We start from the raw sequence: 19,447 nt of genomic DNA on the forward strand, positions 1-19,447 counted from the left end.
TCATGTTTGAAGAGACCAAGCCCAGCGGCACCGGCCGTCCCCTCAAATTTGCATGCCCTCAGCTGGCCTGGCTGCTGGTTTTCATCACGCTATTGACCGGTCCGGTTTTCGCGCAGGCCAACAATCCCAGTGGTCTGCCGCTGCCGCGCTTTGCCAGCACGCGGTCTGATCCGATCAATGTGCGCGTCGGCCCCGGCCAGCGCTACGAAATCGCCTGGACCTTCCTCAAGGCGGGAATTCCGGTGGAAATCATCCAGGAGTTCGACACCTGGCGCAAGATTCGCGACGTGGATGGCGATGAGGGCTGGATTCACCAGAACCTGCTCACCGGCACGCGCGTCGGCTATGTTGCGCCGCTGGTGGGGAATGGCGAAATCGTGCTGCGTTCCAGTCAGTCCGACGAAGCCGGGGTGCGCGCGCGGCTCGGGCCGGGGCTTAAAGTTACGGTCAAGGAATGTGATGGCACCTGGTGCGAGGTCAACGCGGCCAGCCAGGACCCCAACCAGCGATCCACCACCTATTCGGGCTACCTGCATCAGGAAGAGCTTTGGGGTGTCTACCCCGATGAAGTGTTCGACTAATCCAGCTCCGCCAGCGCGTTGGCGGTCTGGCGGGCGATGCGGACCGCGTTGTCCTGCTTGGGGCAGGTTGAGCAGAAGCGATCCGGGTCGATCAGGTAATCTAGGCAACATCCCTTGCGCTTGACGATGAGCAGGCGCCGTCCGCCCGGTGCCTCGACCGGCTCCAGAGAGCCCTGCCCGGTGAGGCCGAGCGCGGCGAGCCACTGGCCGGTATAAGCTTCAATCATTTCAGATGGCAGATCGCGGCGGCGCTGGCTGAGCCAGACCATGAGGCTCAGCATGCGGTCGGCAAACAGGCGCTTGGCCGGGAGCGGCTTGAGTTTGACCTCGGCATTGACCTCTTCGAGCATCGCTGCGGCCAGCGTTTTGAGCTGGGCGGCTACAGTGTCGATCAGGGTCTCGACCGGGCCTGTGCTTTGCTGGCCGGGGACGAGGCGATAGCCATCAATATAGATGCCGCGCCGTTGCTGACTGAGGCGTGTGAGGTCCGGCACGCCGCCATGGATATGGGCTGAAATGACCGACAGATAGGCCGGTTGCCACAGCAGATTGGTCCACAGACGGACGGCGTAAAAGGCCGGGCCGGCGGCGGGATAGGTTGCGGCGAGGGCTGCATGCAGCTGGCTCAAGAACAGGCTGTTGTCGCCGCCGGGCTGATACCAGCCATCGCGGGCGGCGCCGGGTTCGCCCTTCATGAAGCCGGTGACGCGGGCGGCGGTCGCGATCAGGCGCGTCGTCGCGGCGTCGGCATCGTCTTGAGCGAAAAGGTAGGAGCGGGCCATGGGCCGGTTCTAACGCTGTGCGCCCGTGGTGGGAAGACGTCAAAGGTCCGGGCCAACGGACGAAGCACAATCACCGGACGTAAGTAGGAATATAAGCTTCTTACTTATATCCCCAAATACCGATCGTTAACTTATCGAGCGCAGTGTTGACCACAGCGTCTCAAACATCTTGAATAGTTCTAGGAACATATTCATATGCGCATCCTGTTTGGTTGGCTCCGCGATACACGCGGGACGGCGGCCATAGAATTTGCGATCCTGACGCCGGTCTTTCTGCTGATGCTGACCGGGATGCTGGCCTACGGCATCTATTTTGGCGCCGCCCACTCCTTGCAACAACTGTCGGCCGACGCCGCCCGCACCGCAATTGCCGGGCTCAACACCGCCGAGCGCAATCGATTGGTCGGGGCATTTCTGGCGGACAATGCCGGCAGCTATGCACTGATCGACCCCTCCCGGCTCAAAGTCACCATCGGCGACAAGCCGGGCGATTCGGACCTCTATCGCGTGACGCTGGTCTATGACGCATCGCAATTGCCGATCTGGAACCTCTATCCACCGCTGCCGCTGCCCAGCCAGACAATCACCTATAGCTCAACCATCAGGCGGGGCGGGATATGAGGCTGTTGCGGCGGTTCTGGGATGACCGGGGCGCCAATATCGCCGTGCTGTTTGCCATGGGCTTTTCGGTATCGGCCATGGTGGCCGCCATCGCGGTTGATGGCGCAGCGCTTTACAACGAGCGGCGGTCGATGCAGAACGGCGTCGATCTGGCGGCGCTGTCGGCGGCCGGCAATGCGACGCAGGCCAAGGCTCTGGCGCAGGAATCGCTGGTTGATGCGGGGTTGTTGTCGGTCGGATCGACCACCGGACTGACAGTCGTTACCGGCAATTACGACGCCAATCCGGCCCTGGCCGCGAAAGATCGCTTCAAGCCCAACAAGACGCCGATCAATGCCGTTTCGGTCTACTACGAGCGGCCGGGGCAGCTGTATTTTGCGCGCGGCTGGGCACCGCAGCCCAAGATCAGCACCGTGGCGATTGCCAGCGTCACGCCGCAGGTGTCGTTTTCCATCGGTTCGCGGCTGGCAAACCTCAATGGCGGCATTGCCAATGTGGTGCTCAACAAGCTGCTCGGCACCAAGGTCGGCCTGACAGTGATGGACTATCAGTCCCTCCTCAACGTCAATGTCGACGCGTTCCGGTTTCTCGATGCTCTGGCGCTCAAACTGGGCGTCACGGCGGGCACTTATGATGACCTGCTCAACATGCGGGCCGACCACGGTGTTCTTGCTGGCGCACTGGCGACGCTGGTCACCGGCGCCGAGCGCACGGCCCTCAACAAGTTGGCGGGGTCAGCGGGGAACAACGGCACGCTGCCCCTCAACAAGCTGTTCAACCTCGGTGCGCTTGGCAAACTGAGCATCGGCTCGCGCACAGGCGAAGACTTGTTCACCAAGATTTCGGCGATTGAAATGCTGAGCGCCAGCGCGGCCCTGAGCAATGGCAATCGCCAGGTGGACCTCGCCATCGGGGCAAGTGTGCCGGGGCTGATCGGGGCCGATGTGGAACTGGCGATTGGCGAGCCACCGCAAGGGGGCGCGTGGTATGCCATCGGGCCGAACGGCACCGTGGTGCGCACGGCGCAGCTGCGGTTGCGTATCGAGGCCAGCGTGCTCGGCAGCGGCGCCCTGCTCGGTATTCCGGTCAATCTGCCGCTGTTTCTGGAAATGGCGCATGCCGAGGCCATTGTCGGCGCAGCCACCTGCCCGACGCGTTCGGCACCATCTGGCAGCGCGACAATACTCGCGCGTCCCGGCGTCGTGCGCGTCATGGTGGGCGAAGTCACACCGGGCAGTTTCGGCGCATTCAATACCCCGCCCAAGGTCGGCATTGCCACGCTGGTCGAGGTCAAGGTGCTGTTTATCACCGTGCTCAAAGTGCTCGCCTCGGCGATGGTCGAAATCGCCCAGACGACGCCGGTGCCGCTGAGCTTTTCCTCAAGCGACATCGCCGCCAACGCGATCAAGACAGCACGCACCAGCACGGTGGTCAGCTCGCTTACCGGTTCGCTGCTCGACAATCTGACGCTCGAAGTGCCGATCCTTGGGCTGGGGCTGAATCTCACGAGCCTCCGCGTGCTGCTCAAGGCCATTCTCAGCCCCATTGCGCCAGTGCTTGACCTGACCATTGCGCGTGTACTGGAAGCGCTGGGCCTCTCGATCGGCGAGGTCGATGTGCGGGTCTATGGCGTGCGCTGCACCAGTCCCGTTCTTGTCGGCTAACCCACCGCACAGCATCCCGCTTGACAGTCAATATTAGTGTGCTACAAAACTAGCACACTACACAGGCATAACACATGGATGACTTTCACAGCAGCCAGCCGATCTTCGTGCAGATCCGGCAGCGGCTGACCGAGATGATCCTGCGCGGCATGGTGCAGGAGGGCGAAGCACTGCCTTCGGTCCGCCAGATCGCCGCCGATCTTTCCGTCAATCCACTCACCGTCACCAAGGCGTTCGATGCGCTGGTCGATGTTGGCGTGGTCGAAAAACGCAGAGGGCTAGGGATGTTCGTCAAGACCGGAGCGCGGGCCGAGCTGCTCGCCCATGAACGCGACAAATTTCTGAAGGAAGACTGGCCGCGCATCATGGCCCAGATCAAGGCGCTCGATCTCGATCTGCCGACGCTTCTCACCACTTCACCCGCCATTCAGGGGCAGAGCAATGACTGACCTTTCCAATTCGGCACCGACTGTTGTTGAGCCCATTGTTTCGGCGCGCGGGTTGCGCAAGAAATTCGGCGGCAAGGAAATCCTGCATGGGCTCGATTTCGACATTCCGCCCGGCCGCATCTATGGCCTTATCGGCCACAATGGCGCCGGCAAAACCACCACGCTCAATGCCATGCTGGGCCTCACCAGTTGCCAGGGCACCATTCGCGTGCTGGGCGAAGACCCCTTCGCCAAGCGCGCCAAGCTGATGGAAAACGTCGCCTTCATTTCCGACGTCGCCAGCCTGCCGCGCTTCCTGCGGGTGCGCGAGCTGTTTGCGCTGCTGACCAATATCCACCCCAAATTCAGCCCGCAAAAGGCGCACAGCTTTCTTGAAGGCACCGACATCAAGCCGGAGATGAAGGTCAAGCAACTGTCCAAGGGCATGGTGGCGCAGCTCCATTTGGCCGTGGTGATGGCGATTGATGCCAAGCTGCTGGTGCTCGACGAGCCCACGCTTGGCCTCGACATCACCTATCGCAAGCGCTTCTACCGCCGGCTGCTGGAAGACTACATGACCGAGGAGCGGACGCTGCTCATCACCACCCATCAGGTGGACGAGATCGAGTTCATGCTCAGCGACATCATGTTCATCCGCGATGGCGACCTGATCCTGCACATGCAGATGGAGACGGTGAACGACAAGTTCAGCCAGCTCGTGGTCAACGATCCGGCCCAGCATGATGCGGCGCGCGCGCTCAAGCCGGTGTTTGAAGAAACCCGGTTCGGCCAGACCGTGATGATCTTTGACGGTGTCGACCGCGCTGTGCTCGAACCCTTTGGGCGGGTTTCGACCCCAACCCTGTCCGACCTTTTCGTCGCGCTGATGCAGCGGCCAACCGCCAATCCGGAGACCGCCCGATGAAGGCTTTCACCGCTCTCGTCCACCGCGAACTGATCGAACATCGCGGTGCGTTCCTGCTCGGACCGCTGATCCTTGTCGGCATCCTGTTTGGCGCGACCATTCTGGCCTTCACCGTGGGGCGCGTCGATGCGCGCTTTTCGGGACAGATCTTCACCGTCGCGCCGCTGCGCGTGTTTGAAGTGGGTTTTTTGGGCTTCGGGCTGGGCTGGTCGCTCTATCTGATTTCGGCCCTGTTCTTTTATTGCGCCGATGGCTTTGCCGCCGACAAGCGCAACAATGCCATGCTGTTCTGGAAGTCCATGCCGGTCAGCGATTTCAAAATGCTGCTCAGCAAACTGGCGGCAGCGCTGACCATCCTGCCCGGTGTCGTTTATGGCGTGGCGCTGCTCAGCGGCGTGCTGCTGTTTGGCGTGGCCTTCATCACCATGCTGATCAACGGCACCGGCAGCATGACGATGCTCGGCACCATTGCCGGCATTTACGGACAGGTGGCGCTGAGCCTTCTGGTCGTGCTGGCTGCCGGGTTGCTGTGGTATTTGCCGTTCATGGCGCTGGTCGGCGCAATGGCCACGGTCATCGGCCGCTGGGCGATTCCGGTGTCGCTGCTGGTGCCGGCGATTGTTTCAACGCTCGAATGGGTGACGCTGGGGGGCCTTCATCCCTTCGCCACCAATACCTGGCGCTTCATCGAATATCGCGGCGCGCTGCCCGAAACGCCCTATCTCGAACACTGGTTCACATCCGACCAGGCGTTCAGCAGCGTGGCTTTTGCCAGTGACCTGATCGGCCATATGGACTGGACGCAGATTGGCATCGGGATCGTGTTCGGCATCGCCGTGCTCTATCTCGCCAGCGAATATCGTCGCCGCGTCAACGACAATTGACCCGGCCAACATTCCCGGCAATCGTGTCGCCGCGTCACCCCTGACGCGGCGATTTTGTTTGGTTTGGAGACTATTTTGCGGGCTCTCGTCGTTCTCGCCCATCCACTCAAGGATAGTCTTTGCGCCCATCTGGCCCACGTGGCGATTGACGCGCTGCGCGCCCGCGGTGCGACAGTGGACGTGCTCGATCTCTACGCCGAAGGCTTCTCGCCGGTGCTCACTGCGGACGAACGGCGCTTGCATTACAGCACCCCCGCGCCAGAGCCCGATGTCGCGGCACTGCAGGCGCGGCTGGCGGCGGCCGATACGCTGGTGCTGGTCTTCCCCACCTGGTGGTTTTCGCTGCCGGCCATTCTCAAGGGCTGGTTTGATCGCGTTTGGGCGCCCAAATTTGCCTATGAACCCGGAACGCCGATCCGGCCGTTACTGACCAATCTCAAAACCTGTCTCGTCGTGACCACGCTGGGCTCGCCCTGGTGGATCGACCGCCTTGCCATGCGCCAACCGGTCAAACGGGTGCTCAAGACCGCCCTGCTCGGGGCCTGCGCCCCGCAGGCGCGCTTCACCATGCTGTCGCTCCATGCCGCCGAAAATGTTGCGCCCGACACAGTGGAAAGTTTTGCCAAGCGCATCCGCAAGAGTCTTGCAGCAACAAGGCCAAAAGCACCCTACGTCACGGTGATCCGATAAGCGGATCATGCCAGCGAAGGCACACCCTAAGCGGCTACCGTTCCCATCGGGCCTCGCGGTTTTAGGCTGGCGCTATGCCTGCCCGGCTAGAAAACTCGCCGCGCCGGTGCGGAGCAGGCCGATGTCGCTTTGGGCGGTGATCAGGCGGTAGCCGGCGGATTTTGCCTGCGCGATGGGCATGGTGGGGACGAGGGCGCCGCCGAGGTGTGTGCCTGTGGCCTTGATGCGCGCGGCGGCAGCGTCGAGCGTTGCAAGAAGGTCTTTATGGCCCAGATCGCCGAAGCTGCCGAAGTCTCCCGCGAGGTCGAGAGGCCCCAAAAAGAGCATGTCGATGCCATCCACGGCAGCGATGTCTTCGATGGCGGCGACGCCATTGGCGGACTCGATCATGGCGATGACAAGGGTATCGGCGGCTTGCTGCGGATAGGTTTGGGCATCCATGCCGTAGCGGGCAGCGCGGGAGACGGTGTAATGCGCGCCGCGTCGGCCGAGTGGCGGATAGTGGCAATTGGCGACCAGTTGGCGGGCGGCTTCGGCGCTTTGCACATTGGCGGCGACGATGCCGTCAAAACCGGCGTCGAGCAGTGGCTTGATGCTGCCTTCGCCATGATCGCGCACGCGCACCAGAACGGGCACGTCTGACACCGAGCGGATGGCGCGCAATTGGTGCAGCGCGCTTTCCATATCGGCGGCGATATGTTCGCGGTCGACGATCAGCGCGCCAAAGCCCGCCAGCGCCATGATCTCGGCCACATCCGGCGATGGCAGAAACAAAAACGCGGCGAGAATTGTCTCCCCTGCCGAAAGGCGAGCCTTCAGGCTTGGCTGGCTCTGGCGCATGGCGGCCTCCTTGGTAGCAGCCAAATTGCGGCGCGACGGGCCGCGTCGCACCCTGCAATTTCTTCCAGATGGAGGGCTCATCGCTTCGCGTGCGAGCATGGCTGCAGTTTGTGGCAAGTGGTGAGAAGTACGGTGCAATCTGCGACGCTTGAAGGGCATGCCCCCTTTGGAACCTACCAGACCTGGTACCGGATCACGGGGGACATCCATTCGGGTAAAGTGCCGCTGGTGGTGCTGCATGGCGGGCCGGGTTGCACGCATGACTATGTCTCGAGCTATGCCGACATCGCCGAGACCGGACGCGCCGTCATCCACTACGACCAGCTTGGCAATGGCCGTTCGACTCACCTTCCCGATGCGCCGGCCGCGTTCTGGACTGTTGAGCTGTTCCTCGCTGAACTGGACGCGCTGGTGACGACGCTGGGCATTGCCGAGCGCTACAATATTCTGGGACAATCGTGGGGCGGCATGCTGGGCTCGGAGCTCGCGGTGCGGCGTCCGGCTGCGCTCAATAGCCTCGTGATTGCCAATTCGCCGACCTCGATGAAACTGTGGGTCGAAGAAGGCCTGCGCCTGCGCGCTGACCTGCCTCAATCCGTGCAGGACGCGCTGGAGCGTCATGAGGCGACGGGCGATTATGCCCATCCCGAATATCAGGCAGCGACGCGGGAGTTTTATCTGCGCCATGTGTGCCGGATGGACCCATGGCCGGATGAAGTACGGCGCACATTCGCCTATATCGATGAAGATCCAACAGTCTATCACACGATGAATGGGCCAACCGAATTTCACGTCATCGGCTCGATGAAGGACTGGCAGATCATTGATCGGCTGCACCTTGTGCAAGCGCCAACGCTGGTGCTTTCAGGGCGCTATGATGAGGCTACGCCGCGCACGGTCGAGGACTATGCCAACCGCATTGCCGGCGCGCGTTGGACTATATTTGAAAACTCCAGCCATATGCCCCATGTCGAAGAGCGCACGCTTTGCATGCAGAACGTCGCCGCCTTCCTCGACCAACACGACTGAGAAAGCCCCACCATGAAAAAATGGCATTTCACCTGTGTGCAGCTGTGCACCACGGCCGATGTTGCGGCCAATAATCGCCAGATCAGTGAGCTGGTCGAGGCAGCTGTCGCGGATGGCGCGCAGCTGGTCAGCCTGCCGGAAGCGGCCAATATCCTGCTCAAGGACAATCGCAATTATCCGAGCACCTGCGTGCCGGAAGGCCAGGATACGACGCTGGCTCTGTGCAAAGCGCTGGCGGCAAAGCACAGCATCTGGCTGCATGCGGGCTCGCTGCTGGTGAAGCAGGAAGATGGCGATCGCGTCTGGAACCGCACCTATCTCATTGCGCCCGACGGCACGGTCGCCGCAACCTATGACAAGCTGCACACCTTCGATGTGGCGCTGGGCAATGGCGCCGATTTCAACGAGTCGCTGGCCGTTGCGCCCGGTAGCGGGGCGGTGGTTGCCGATCTCGGCGAGTTCCGGCTGGGGCTGTCGATCTGCTATGATATTCGCTTCTCCTATCTATTCGACGCCCTCGCGCTGGCCGGTGCCAATGTGCTGATGATCCCGGCGTCGTTTTCGACCGTTACCGGCCCACCGCATTGGGAAGCGCTGCTCAAGGCGCGCGCCATCGAGACGGGATGCTATGTGATTGCCGCCGCACAGTGCGGCACGCGCGACGGTGTGCGTGTCTATGGTCACTCGATGATCATTTCGCCCTTTGGCGAAGTGCTGGCCGCCGCTGCCGATGATGTGGGCATTATCAGTGCCGATATCGATCTGGCCGAGGTGGAGCGCACCCGCTCGCGCCTGCCGACCCAGTCGCAGCGCCGCCAGATCGCGGCGCCACGCGTGGTTGTCGTCGGCAACTGAACCAGCAACCCCTCTCCCGGACGAGATTGAACCATGTACGAGATCAACAAACCTGCCCCCCAGCTCGATCCGGCGTTGATCGAGCGCATGTTGCAGGTCGAGACGGCAACGCTTGGTCATGTGCTCCACTCGGGCTTCGTCGATCCGGCGGTGGCGCCGCTTCTGCCGGGCGCGCGTATTGCCGGAACGGCCTTTACCGTGCGCATTCCCGGCGCCGACTCCGCCACCTTGCACTATGCCCTGACCATGGTGCGGCCCGGCGATGTGCTGGTGATCGATCGTTCAGGCGACGATAGCCACGCCTGCTGGGGTGGCGTCGTGACCAATGCGGCCAAGTTGTGCGGCGTTGCCGGCGCCATCATTGATGGGCGGGCCACCGACCTCAATGAAATCCGCGCCAACGCCATGCCCGTCTGGGCGCGCGGCGTGTCGTCCAAGACCACAAAATTCCTCGGTCTGGGTGGCGCGATCAACGTTCCGGTCAGCATTGGCGGACAGACAGTGTTGCCGGGTGATGGCATTTTTGCCGATGAATCGGGTGTCGTTGTCATCAGCCCCGACCGCCTCGAAGGTCTCGTCGATCAGGCTTTGGCCATGCAGGACAATGAGTTGCGCGTGCTGGCACGACTGCGCGCCGGCGAGCGGCTGGCCGACATTTCCGGCGCCACCAAGATGGTCGAGCAAAGTTAAGTTGAAGCTGCACAGGATATGAGCATATGCTTCATTTGACCGTCCGGTGGGCAGTCGATGGAGTATTTGATGATCCCTGGTGTCACGATGACGGACGCTCTCGCCCCGAGCGAGAGCGATGATTTCGAGGCGAGCCTGGACCGCGCCATGGGCGAGGTCGGTCGCTTTGGCATAGATGCGCTGATCTATGATTATGCGCCGGTGCCCTTCACCCCCAGCGGCGACATCATTACCCCATCGGTGTTTGGCGCCCGCAATATGCCCGAGGATATGGCGGCGCTGTGGTGCGCCCAGGGGCTCTATCAGCGCGACCCGGTACAGCGCATGGCGCTGGGTTCGGTGCAGCCGGTTTACTGGTCATATCATTTTGAAGAACACTCGGCCCTGACCGACGCAGCACAGGGCGCGGTTGCCGACTACCTGCGCGACTGCAAGCTGGCGCGGGGCATTACCGTGCCGGTGCATCTGCCGGGTCGCGGCAGCGCGACGGTGAGCGGCATCTGGCGGCAACGCCCGAGCGAACAGGCACTGCGCAATTCGATGCTCGCCGAATTCATGCTGTTTGCCCATGGCCTGCACGACCGGCTGATCCGCAAGGTCGATGCGGAACTGCAATCGACCACCGCCGTGCGCCTGACGCCGCGCGAGCGCGAATGCATCCAGCTTTGCGCCGATGGCCTGTCGGACAAGCAGGTCGCCCATGCGCTCGATCGCTCGATTTCGACGGTTGTCATGCATTTGCAATCGGCCATGCGTAAGCTGGGCGCGCGCAACCGGGCACAGGCGATTGCCCGGGCCGCCCATTACGGCATGCTGCACTGAGACGAACCTGTAAGTTCTTGCAGATAGGCTTCGGCTAAGCTGCGGCCCTAAGCTATTCTTCGACATCATGATGATGCGGAGTAGGCTTGTATTGGACACACGTTTCTGGCTCGGCAAATCGGCTCGGACGCTGATCACCCTGTGGATCGTGGTGACCTTTGCGTTCATCGTTCTGCGCACCTCGGGCGATCCCGTGGTGGCGCTGCTCAGCCCCGATGCCCGCCCCGATGAGATCGCTCAATTCCGCGCCCGCTGGCAGCTCGACCGTTCCCTGCCCGAGCAGTATCTGGCCTATTTCAGCAATCTGCTGGCCGGCAATTTCGGCAACTCCTATCACGACGGCCGCCCCGTTCTGGCGATCATCGCAGAGCGCCTGCCCAATACGCTGCTGCTGGGTGGCTTTGCCTATCTGGTTGCGCTTCTGCTCGGCATTCCGGCCGGCATTCTCGCGGCGCTCAAGCGCGGCACGGCGGTTGATCGCGGGGTGATGACGCTGGCCGTGTTCGGCTTTGCGCTGCCCAATTTCTTTCTGGGCATTCTGATGATCCTGCTGTTCTCGCTCAACCTGCGCTGGTTGCCGAGTTCGGGTATGGGGACGTTCCTCCATCTGATCATGCCGAGCGTGACGCTGGGTGTTTATGTCGCCGGTACGCTGGCGCGGTTTACCCGCTCTGCCATGCTCGATGTGCTGGACCGCCCCTATATGCGCACCGCTGCGGCTAAAGGCGTCCCTGCCCTGCAGCGCATTTTGCTGCATGCTCTGCCCAATGCCGCCATTCCGATCATCACCGTGCTGGGCCTCAATCTGGGTGCACTGGTGGGCGGCGCCGTGGTGGTGGAAACCGTCTTTGGCTGGCCCGGCATCGGGCGCCTGCTGGTCACCGCCGTCGCCTCGCGTGATCTGGCGTTGGTGCAGGCTCTGGTTCTGATGCTCGCCGCTTTCATGATTATCGCCAACCTCCTGGTCGACCTTGCCTATGGCCTGATCGACCCGCGTATCCGGACCCGCAAATGACCCGCATCCGCGCCCTGCCTCCGCTGGTTCTCATCGCTCTGGTTTTCATCGCGCTTGCGGTGCTGTTTGCCTCGTTTGGCAGCCTGATCGCGCAGCATCCGGCCAGCCAGCAGAACCTGTTCTCTCGCATGCAGCCGCCGCTTGGTTTTGGCGGCACCACCGAATTCCTGCTCGGCACCGACCGGTTGGGTCGAGACCTTGTGGCCCGCCTCGCCGATGGCCTGCGTATTTCGCTGGTCGTGGCGGTCACCGGCACTGTGCTGGGCGCCTTGCTGGGCTGCACGCTCGGCTTTATCGCCGCCCACTTCCGTGGCTGGGTTGATGAATTCGTCATGATGCTGGTCGACGTGCAGGCGTCGCTGCCCTTCATCCTGATCGCGCTGACGCTGCTGGCCTTCTTTGGAAACTCCTTCTTCCTCTTTGTCATGCTGATGACGCTCTATGGCTGGGAAAGCTATGCGCGACTGGCGCGCGGCGTGGTGTTGTCCGCAACGAGCCAGCCCTATGCCGAAGCTGTCACCACGCTCGGCGCGACACCGTTGCGGCTCTATCTGCGCCATATCCTGCCAAACGTGGCGAGCGTGCTGATCGTGCAGGTCACGCTCAACTTCCCGCAGATCATTCTGCTCGAATCCGCGCTCAGCTTCCTCGGCCTCGGCATCCAGCCGCCGCTGACCAGTCTTGGCCAGATCATGGGCGATGGCCGCGATTATCTCTCGACCGCATGGTGGATCTCGGTCGTGCCCGGCAGCATCATTTTCCTGCTGACGCTGGCAATGAGCATCCTCGGCGACTGGCTCCGCGACCGGCTCGATCCGTCGCTCAGCCGCGCTGCCTTCTAGATTTTACGTATCAACCTCGGGGCTTCAAAATGAAGAGACGTGACTTTGGTAAACTGGGATTGGCCGCCGGCGCCTTGGCGCTGGTTGGCCCACGCATCGCCTTCGCTCAGGGCGAGCGTCCTGCCCTGCGCATCGCCGTGGAATCCCTCTGGCAGAACATTGCGCCGATCAACGGCATCTCCAATGCCAGCATCCGCATCTTCCCCAATATCTATGACCGTCTGGTCGAGATCGACTATCTCAACGACCCAAGCGGGCAGACCCTGATCCCGCGCCTTGCCACCGCCTGGGAGCGCAATGGCACAGTGTGGACCATCACGCTGCGCGACGGCGTCAAGTTCCACAATGGCGAGACCATGACCGCCGATGACGTGGCCTTCACGCTGTCGTCCGAGCGCCTCTGGGGCGAAACGCCTTTCGAGCCACGTGGCAAGACCTATGCGGCCGGGTTCACCCGCGTCGAGGCCACCGGCCCGCTGACCGTCGAGATCGAAACCGCCATCGAGGACATCAACATTCCGGGCAAGCTTTCGGGCTTTATCGGCTATGTCGTGCCCAAGGCCTACTATCTCGAAGTGGGCGTCGATGGTTTCGGCCAGGCGCCAATCGGCACCGGCCCCTATTCGATGCGCAGCTATCGCGGTAATGAAGCGGCCATTCTCGACAGCTTCGACGAGCATTGGGACGCGCCACCGCCAGCCAGTTCGCTGACCTTCCAGCTGGTGCCTGAATATGCCGGTCGTCTGGCCGGTCTTGCCACCGGTGAGTTCGATTTCATCACCTCGGTGCCGACCGATCAGGAAGGCCAGATCGAGGGCATGTCCGATGTCGAGATGGTCCGCCAGACCGTCAACAACTACACCGCCGTGCTGTTCAACACGCGCAACGATCCAGAGGGCAATCCACTGGTCGATGAGAACCTGCGCTATGCGATGATCCAGGCCGTCGATATGCCGACCATCGTTTCGGCGCTGTTCGGCGACAAGACCTTCTTCCCGGCCGTGCCATTCAACTTCCCCGAATATGGCCGCTACTACGATCCAGACGCCAAGCCGCGCCTGCCCTATGATCCAGAAGCCGCACGGGCTCTGGTGGCCAAGAGCGGCTATAAGGGTCAGACCCTGATCTGGCACATCACGCGCAATTTCTGGACCAATTACGACGCGGCTGCCGAGATCATGGTGGAGATGTGGCGCGAGGTCGGGATCAATGTCGAGGCGCAGTTCCTCGACAATTTCCAGCTCGCCTATGAGCGTCCGTTCCACCTGCTTGCTGTGTCCGGCGGCACCAGCTTTATCCCCGGCGACCCCTACCAGCCGCTGTGGCTGGACTGGAGCGCCACCGGCGTCATCTCGTCGGCTGCGTGGAAGACCTGGGAGCCAACACCGGAATTCCTCGAACTGGGCGCCGCCTATTCGGCTGCAACCGATCTCGATGAACGCAAGGCCTTGTTTGAAAAGCTCTCTGCCGAATGGCAGCGCGTTTCGCCCGGCCAGTATCTGTGGAAGTCGCTAGCCAACTGGGCGCATCGCGACACCCTGAAGTGGCAGCCGGTTCCCGAGTTCGAGATGCGTCTGCATAGCGGCTACCTCACTCTCTGACACCAAGGCCCGGCGCACCGCGCCGGGCCATTTTGGAGCCCCCGATGACCCTTTCACCCGCGCTGCTCGAAATCGATGGACTGACCGTCGCCCTGCCTCAGGCGGCCGATCGGGAAGAGGCCGTCAGCGATATTTCGCTGTCGGTGCGGGGCGGCGAAACGCTGTGCATCGTCGGGGAATCGGGCTCGGGCAAATCGGTGATGTCGCTGGCCGCCATGGGTCTGTTGCCGCGCGGCCTCAACGTGACCAAGGGTCGTATCCTTTTTGAAGGCCAGGATCTTCTGGCCATCTCGCCGCGTCAGCGACGCGCTATTGCCGGCCACCGCATCGCGATGATCTTTCAGGAGCCGGTGGCCTCGCTGAACCCGCTCTATCGGGTCGGCGACCAGGTGGCCGAAGTGCTGCGCCTCCATACCAAGCTCAGCCGCGCCGACATCCGCAAGCGGGTGCTGGAACTGTTCGGCGAAGTGCTGCTGCCCGATCCGACGCAGCTCTATCGCTCCTACCCGCACCAGTTGTCGGGCGGCCAATGCCAGCGCGTGATGATCGCCATGGCGCTATCGCTTGAGCCCGCCGTGCTGATCGCCGACGAGCCGACGACGGCGCTCGATGTGACGACACAAGCGCAGATCCTCAAGTTGATCCGCGCCCTCAGCCAGCGCCACGGCACCGCCGTCATTTTCATCACCCACGATTTCGGCGTGGTCGAGGAGATCGCCGACACCGTCGCGGTGATGCAGCAGGGCCGCCTGATCGAGTTTGGCACCAAGGCGGAAATCCTCGCTGCGCCCAAAGCCGACTATACGCGCCAATTGCTGGCCGCCGTACCGCGCCTTGAACCCCGCGCCGCCCGTCCGAACAATGCAGCACCGGTGCTGGAAGCCCGACATCTGCAAAAGACCTATCCGTCAACCCGCACCTTCAAGGCGCTGGACGATGTGAGCCTCACCATCCGCCGTGGCGAGACCGTCGGCCTTGCCGGCGAATCCGGGTCGGGCAAATCGACCTTCGCCCGCGCCGTCATCCGTCTCACCGGCGTCAATGGCGGCGATGTCTCGATCTCGGGGCGCGACTTCATCGACCAGCGTGGCGCAGCACTTCGCCGGGCCCGACGCGATGTGCAGATCGTTTTCCAGGACCCGTTCAGCGCCCTCGACCCGCGCCAGGCAGTTGGCGATGCGATTGCCGAAGGGCCAATCGTGCATGGTATGCGCCCGCAAGCCGCCCGCGACCGTGCGGCTGAACTGATCGAAGCCGTGGGGCTCAAGCCCGGCGCGCTCGACCGCTATCCGCATGAGTTTTCCGGCGGCCAGCGCCAGCGCATCTGCATCGCCCGCGCACTGGCGCTCGAGCCTGACCTGCTGATCGCCGACGAGGCGCTGTCGGCGCTCGATGTCACCATGCAGGCGCAGGTGGTCAAACTCCTCGATGACATCCAGCAAAAGCTCGGCTTTGCCATGCTGTTCATCACCCACGACCTGCGCGTCGCCAGCGCCATTTGCGACCGCATCTGCATCATGCGCCATGGCCGCATCGTCGAAGAGGCCGAACCCAAGGAGCTGTTCGCCAACCCGACCCACGCCTATACGCGCGAACTGATCGCAGCCGTTCCCGGACGCGGATAGCCACAAGAAAAACAGCCGGCGCGAGGCCGACTGTTCTCTCACTCGCAAATCGAGTTAAGCGCTTAGAACACGCTGTCTGCGTTGATGAAGCGGACGACGTTTTCATTGGTGATGATTGGCGATGGCAGGGCGGTATCCTTGGGAGCCGAAGCGCCGGCGAGGATGGCCATGAGGCGGTTGAAACCAGCGCGGCCGATCTGGTCGGCGCTGTTGAGGCCGGTAGCGCCGAAATTGCTGCCGTCGCGAGCGATTTCAGCAAGAGCGCCGGCTTCACCATCCACCGAGGCGATGAAGATGCTGTCAGCAAGACCGGCATCGGCGATAGCCTTCTGCGCGCCGAGGCACATGGAGTCGTTCTCGCAGAACACGGCCGAGATATCGGTTTCCTTGGACAGCATGTCTTCCATCTGGCGGAAGCCGCCATCGGCGCTCCAGTCGCCCCAGCCGGGTGCGACCACGGCGGTCAGCTTGGCATCGGCCAGCTTGGCGCTGACGCCATCGGTACGGTTGGAGCCAATGGTATTGTCGGCCGGACCGCCACGGATGATGACGACCTTGCCGGCGCCACCGAGACGATCAACGATATAGTCGCCAATGCCTTCGCCGATGGCGCGGTTATCGGGACCAACCCAGCTGGTGTAGTCGCCGCCCTTGAGCAGGCGATCGACCATGACCACTGGCACGCCGGCATCGGCAATGGCTTCAAGCGCGGCAGGCGCGGCTTCAATGAAAGCGCCGGAAACGATCAGGCCTTTGACGCCCTGGTTTAGCAGATCTTCGACGTCCGACGTAAGCTTGGCGACGTCGCCATCGGCGTCGGTCGAAAGCAGGCGGATGTTGGAATAGGTCTTGGCTTCATCCTTGACCGCCGCATCCATGCCCACGAAATAGGCGCAGCACAGCGACAGATTGACCACGCCAATCTTGATCTCTTCCTGCGCGCGCAGGGCGCCAGATCCAAGCATGGCGGTTGCGAAGACTGCTGCCCCCAGCAGATTCCGTGTCGTCTTGGTATTCATGGTTCTTCTCCCTTTGGTGCGCGGCCCGTTCTGGGTTCCGCGCGGTTAATGCGCGGTCAGGCCTTTTTCCGGCGAGCCAGCACCGCAACAAGAATGATCATCCCCTTCACCAGCTGCTGGTAGTAGGAGTCGACGTTGAAGAGATTGAGCACGTTGTCGACCACGGCGAGCGCCAGCACCCCGCCCAGCACGCCGAGCGCCGTACCGCCACCACCGCCGAGCAGGCCGCCGCCGATGACCACCGCCGCGATGGCGTCGAGTTCATAGCCAACCCCGACGCTGGGCTGGGCAATGCCGAGGCGGCTGGACAGCAGCACACCGGCAACAGCCGCAAACACGCCGCAGAACACATAGGCCAGTGTCAGGTGCTTGCCGACATTGATGCCGGCGAGACGCACGGCCTCCTTGTTGACGCCCAGCGCATAGGCGGCGCGGCCCGACACGGTGCGTTCGAGGTAAAACCACACCAGCGGCACAGCGAGGGCAAAGAGGATGAAATTGACCGGCACGGGACCGATGAACGCGCCGCCAAAAAGGGCGCGGAACATCTCGTCGGCCGGATAGCGCGGCGTATCGGCATAGACGTAGAGCAGGCCGCGCAGGCTGCCCATGGTGGCAAGCGTGACGATAAACGGCTGCAGGTTGAAGCGCGAAATCAGCGTGCCATTGACCCAGCCCACGGCCCCGCCCATCACCAGTGCGATGAGGATGGCCAGCGAAAAATGCATGTCGGCTTGCAGACCCGTCGCCAGCAATCCGGCAAAGGCCAGAACCGAGCCGACAGAGAGATCAATGCCGCCGGTGCGGATCACCATCAGCATGCCAAGGCTGAGGAAACCATTGGTGACGATCTGGCGCGAGACATTGACGATATTGCGCTGCGTGAGGAAAGCGTCGGAGGCTATCGAGGCGAAGACGATCAAGGCGATGATCGCCGCTGCAAAGATCAGGTCGGCACGGCTGAAGCGCTGCCAGAAGGCCGGCTTGTCCGAGAGGGATTGAGTGGCCAGGGTCAATGCAGACGCTCCGTCGGGTTGGCCGGAACATCAATCCCGGCGGCATGCATGAATACGGTTTCCATTTTGAAATCCTGCGGCGCCAGCTCGGCGACGATGCGCCCCTCGCGCAGCACCAGCAGGCGGTCGGAGAGGCCCAGAACTTCGGGCATTTCCGAGGAAATGAGCAGCACGGCAGCGCCGGCGGCGGCCAGATCGGCGATCATCTGGTAGATTTCGACCTTGGTGGCGATATCGACGCCGCGCGTCGGCTCATCAAAGATGAAGAGCTTGGTGCCGCGCACCAGCAGCCACTTGGCCAGCACGACCTTTTGCTGATTGCCGCCCGACAATTGGCGCACCGGGCGTTCGACGCCCTGGGGGCGGATCGAGAGCTGGGCGATCTTTTCGTCCACCAGTTGCCGCCGCTCGCGCATGTTGAGCACGCCGAATTGCGAAACGCGCTCGAACGAGGCAAGGCCCGCATTGTCGAGCACGCTGGCATCGAGCGCCAGACCATCGCCCTTGCGATCTTCGGTGATGAAGGCCATGCCGTGCCGCACTGCATCTTCGGGAGAGCTGAACCGGACGGGCTTGCCATTGAGCGTGATCTGCCCGCTCTGGGCCGGCAGTGCGCCAAAGATCGACTTGGCGATCTCGGTGCGGCCGCTACCGACAAGGCCGAACATGCCAAGGATTTCCCCAGCGTGTAGTGTCAGGTTCACATCGGCGAAGTCACCATCGCGGGTGAGGCCAACTACATCGAGCACGGTCGCACCGGGCGTACGATTGCGCGGCGGAAAGATTGCTTCGAGCGGGCGACCGACCATGGCTTCGATCAGGCTGTCCTGCGTCAACGCGCCAATCGGCCCAGACATGACGCTCTGGCCATCCTTGAGTACCACGACATGGTCGGCGATCTCGAAAATCTCTTCGAGGCGGTGCGAAATATAAAGCACCGTCGTGCCCGCCGCCGCCAGCGCCCGCACCTTGGCAAAGAGCTTGTCGGTTTCCGAGGCCGACAGCACAGCTGTCGGCTCATCGAGGATCAGAATGCGCGGATCGGCGACCAGCGCCTTGGCGATTTCAACGATCTGCTGCTGCGCCACGCTGAGTTCGCTGACCAGCGTGCGCGGATTGATCGTCTCAAAACCGAAGCCCGACAACACATGTTGCGCCAGCGCATTGGCGGCGGGCCAGTCGACCACAAAACCGAGATGCTGCGGCATGCGGCCAAGCAGCAGATTTTCTGCCACGCTGAGGTGCGGAAGCAGGCTGAGTTCCTGATAGACGGTGCGGATGCCCAGCGCCATGGCATCGGCGGGACGCGCGATATTGGCCGACACGCCGCCGACGACGATGTCCCCCTCGTCGGGAATGACGGCGCCCGACAGCATCTTCATCAGTGTCGATTTGCCAGCGCCATTTTCACCGCACAGCGCCAAAACCTGTCCCGCCTCGACGGAAAAGGAAATGTCGCGCACGGCCTTGTTGCCGTCGTAGCTCTTTGCGATATGGCTGACTTCAAGCCGCGCCATC

The 19,447-nt window shown here is 62.5% G+C and carries 20 protein-coding genes; 15 read left to right on the forward strand and 5 right to left on the reverse strand.

Annotated elements, in window-relative coordinates; translation table 11 throughout:
- Nucleotides 1-2 precede the first annotated feature (2 nt).
- Nucleotides 3-581, forward strand: a complete 579-nt coding sequence (locus tag ABIE28_RS16545) for an SH3 domain-containing protein (RefSeq protein WP_354064816.1) — start codon at nt 3-5, stop codon at nt 579-581.
- Here the strand turns inward: ABIE28_RS16545 and ABIE28_RS16550 are convergent.
- The gene (locus ABIE28_RS16550; RefSeq protein ID WP_354064818.1) at nt 578-1,363 is read right to left on the reverse strand and encodes a siderophore ferric iron reductase; all 786 of its coding nucleotides are present in this window, start codon (nt 1,361-1,363) and stop codon (nt 578-580) included. The two genes, ABIE28_RS16545 and ABIE28_RS16550, sit on opposite strands and share 4 nt — an antisense overlap.
- Before the next feature lie 195 nt (nt 1,364-1,558).
- Between ABIE28_RS16550 and ABIE28_RS16555 the strand changes: the two genes are divergently transcribed.
- From ABIE28_RS16555 to ABIE28_RS16580, 6 genes are all read left to right on the forward strand, one after another.
- Nucleotides 1,559-1,984 carry a TadE/TadG family type IV pilus assembly protein gene (locus ABIE28_RS16555; RefSeq protein WP_354064820.1) on the forward strand — a complete coding sequence of 142 codons (426 nt, stop codon included), beginning with the start codon at nt 1,559-1,561 and terminating at the stop codon, nt 1,982-1,984.
- Nucleotides 1,981-3,648 carry a TadG family pilus assembly protein gene (locus tag ABIE28_RS16560; RefSeq protein WP_354064822.1) on the forward strand — a complete coding sequence of 556 codons (1,668 nt, stop codon included), beginning with the start codon at nt 1,981-1,983 and terminating at the stop codon, nt 3,646-3,648. The genes ABIE28_RS16555 and ABIE28_RS16560 overlap by 4 nt, the downstream gene beginning before the upstream one ends.
- Before the next feature lie 74 nt (nt 3,649-3,722).
- A complete protein-coding gene (locus ABIE28_RS16565; RefSeq protein WP_354064824.1) occupies nt 3,723-4,097 on the forward strand; it encodes a GntR family transcriptional regulator in 375 nt (124 codons plus the stop codon).
- Nucleotides 4,090-5,001, forward strand: a complete 912-nt coding sequence (locus ABIE28_RS16570) for an ABC transporter ATP-binding protein (RefSeq protein ID WP_354064825.1) — start codon at nt 4,090-4,092, stop codon at nt 4,999-5,001. The genes ABIE28_RS16565 and ABIE28_RS16570 overlap by 8 nt, the downstream gene beginning before the upstream one ends.
- On the forward strand, nt 4,998-5,885 hold the full coding sequence (locus ABIE28_RS16575; protein WP_354064827.1) for a hypothetical protein: 888 nt from the start codon (nt 4,998-5,000) through the stop codon (nt 5,883-5,885). Before ABIE28_RS16570 ends, ABIE28_RS16575 begins: the two co-directional genes overlap by 4 nt.
- Before the next feature lie 75 nt (nt 5,886-5,960).
- Nucleotides 5,961-6,575, forward strand: a complete 615-nt coding sequence (locus ABIE28_RS16580) for an NAD(P)H-dependent oxidoreductase (protein WP_354064829.1) — start codon at nt 5,961-5,963, stop codon at nt 6,573-6,575.
- 72 nt (nt 6,576-6,647) lie between these two features.
- Here the strand turns inward: ABIE28_RS16580 and ABIE28_RS16585 are convergent, their stop codons facing one another.
- Nucleotides 6,648-7,415 carry an HpcH/HpaI aldolase family protein gene (locus ABIE28_RS16585; protein ID WP_354064831.1) on the reverse strand — a complete coding sequence of 256 codons (768 nt, stop codon included), beginning with the start codon at nt 7,413-7,415 and terminating at the stop codon, nt 6,648-6,650.
- 132 nt (nt 7,416-7,547) lie between these two features.
- Between ABIE28_RS16585 and ABIE28_RS16590 the strand changes: the two genes are divergently transcribed.
- From ABIE28_RS16590 to ABIE28_RS16625, 8 genes are all read left to right on the forward strand, one after another.
- Entirely contained in the window at nt 7,548-8,444 is an 897-nt protein-coding gene (locus ABIE28_RS16590; RefSeq protein WP_354064833.1) for a proline iminopeptidase-family hydrolase, read from the forward strand.
- 12 nt (nt 8,445-8,456) lie between these two features.
- A complete protein-coding gene (locus ABIE28_RS16595; RefSeq protein ID WP_354064835.1) occupies nt 8,457-9,299 on the forward strand; it encodes a carbon-nitrogen hydrolase family protein in 843 nt (280 codons plus the stop codon).
- A gap of 33 nt (nt 9,300-9,332) precedes the next feature.
- Nucleotides 9,333-9,989 carry an RraA family protein gene (locus ABIE28_RS16600; protein WP_354064837.1) on the forward strand — a complete coding sequence of 219 codons (657 nt, stop codon included), beginning with the start codon at nt 9,333-9,335 and terminating at the stop codon, nt 9,987-9,989.
- A 69-nt stretch (nt 9,990-10,058) separates the two neighbouring features.
- The gene (locus ABIE28_RS16605) at nt 10,059-10,811 is read left to right on the forward strand and encodes a helix-turn-helix transcriptional regulator (RefSeq protein WP_354064839.1); all 753 of its coding nucleotides are present in this window, start codon (nt 10,059-10,061) and stop codon (nt 10,809-10,811) included.
- Nucleotides 10,812-10,902: 91 nt separating this feature from the next.
- Nucleotides 10,903-11,826, forward strand: a complete 924-nt coding sequence (locus ABIE28_RS16610; RefSeq protein ID WP_354064841.1) for an ABC transporter permease — start codon at nt 10,903-10,905, stop codon at nt 11,824-11,826.
- Nucleotides 11,823-12,668 carry an ABC transporter permease gene (locus ABIE28_RS16615; protein WP_354064843.1) on the forward strand — a complete coding sequence of 282 codons (846 nt, stop codon included), beginning with the start codon at nt 11,823-11,825 and terminating at the stop codon, nt 12,666-12,668. The genes ABIE28_RS16610 and ABIE28_RS16615 overlap by 4 nt, the downstream gene beginning before the upstream one ends.
- 29 nt (nt 12,669-12,697) lie before the next feature.
- Complete coding sequence (locus tag ABIE28_RS16620; RefSeq protein WP_354064845.1) at nt 12,698-14,269, forward strand: ABC transporter substrate-binding protein; 1,572 nt, start codon at nt 12,698-12,700, stop codon at nt 14,267-14,269.
- A gap of 44 nt (nt 14,270-14,313) precedes the next feature.
- Nucleotides 14,314-15,894: an ABC transporter ATP-binding protein gene (locus ABIE28_RS16625; protein ID WP_354064847.1), complete on the forward strand. Its 1,581-nt coding sequence runs from the start codon at nt 14,314-14,316 to the stop codon at nt 15,892-15,894.
- 62 nt (nt 15,895-15,956) lie between these two features.
- Here the strand turns inward: ABIE28_RS16625 and ABIE28_RS16630 are convergent, their stop codons facing one another.
- From ABIE28_RS16630 to ABIE28_RS16640, 3 genes are read right to left on the reverse strand one after another with little or no spacing between them, the layout of a single operon-like run.
- Complete coding sequence (locus tag ABIE28_RS16630; RefSeq protein ID WP_354064849.1) at nt 15,957-16,913, reverse strand: substrate-binding domain-containing protein; 957 nt, start codon at nt 16,911-16,913, stop codon at nt 15,957-15,959.
- Nucleotides 16,914-16,969: 56 nt separating this feature from the next.
- Entirely contained in the window at nt 16,970-17,929 is a 960-nt protein-coding gene (locus ABIE28_RS16635; protein WP_354064851.1) for an ABC transporter permease, read from the reverse strand.
- Nucleotides 17,926-19,446, reverse strand: coding sequence for a sugar ABC transporter ATP-binding protein (locus ABIE28_RS16640; protein WP_354064853.1), 1,521 nt, complete (start codon nt 19,444-19,446; stop codon nt 17,926-17,928). The genes ABIE28_RS16635 and ABIE28_RS16640 overlap by 4 nt, the downstream gene beginning before the upstream one ends.
- Nucleotide 19,447 lies beyond the last annotated feature (1 nt).

The sequence above is a fragment of the Devosia sp. 2618 genome, from assembly GCF_040546815.1.
GTDB lineage: Bacteria > Pseudomonadota > Alphaproteobacteria > Rhizobiales > Devosiaceae > Devosia.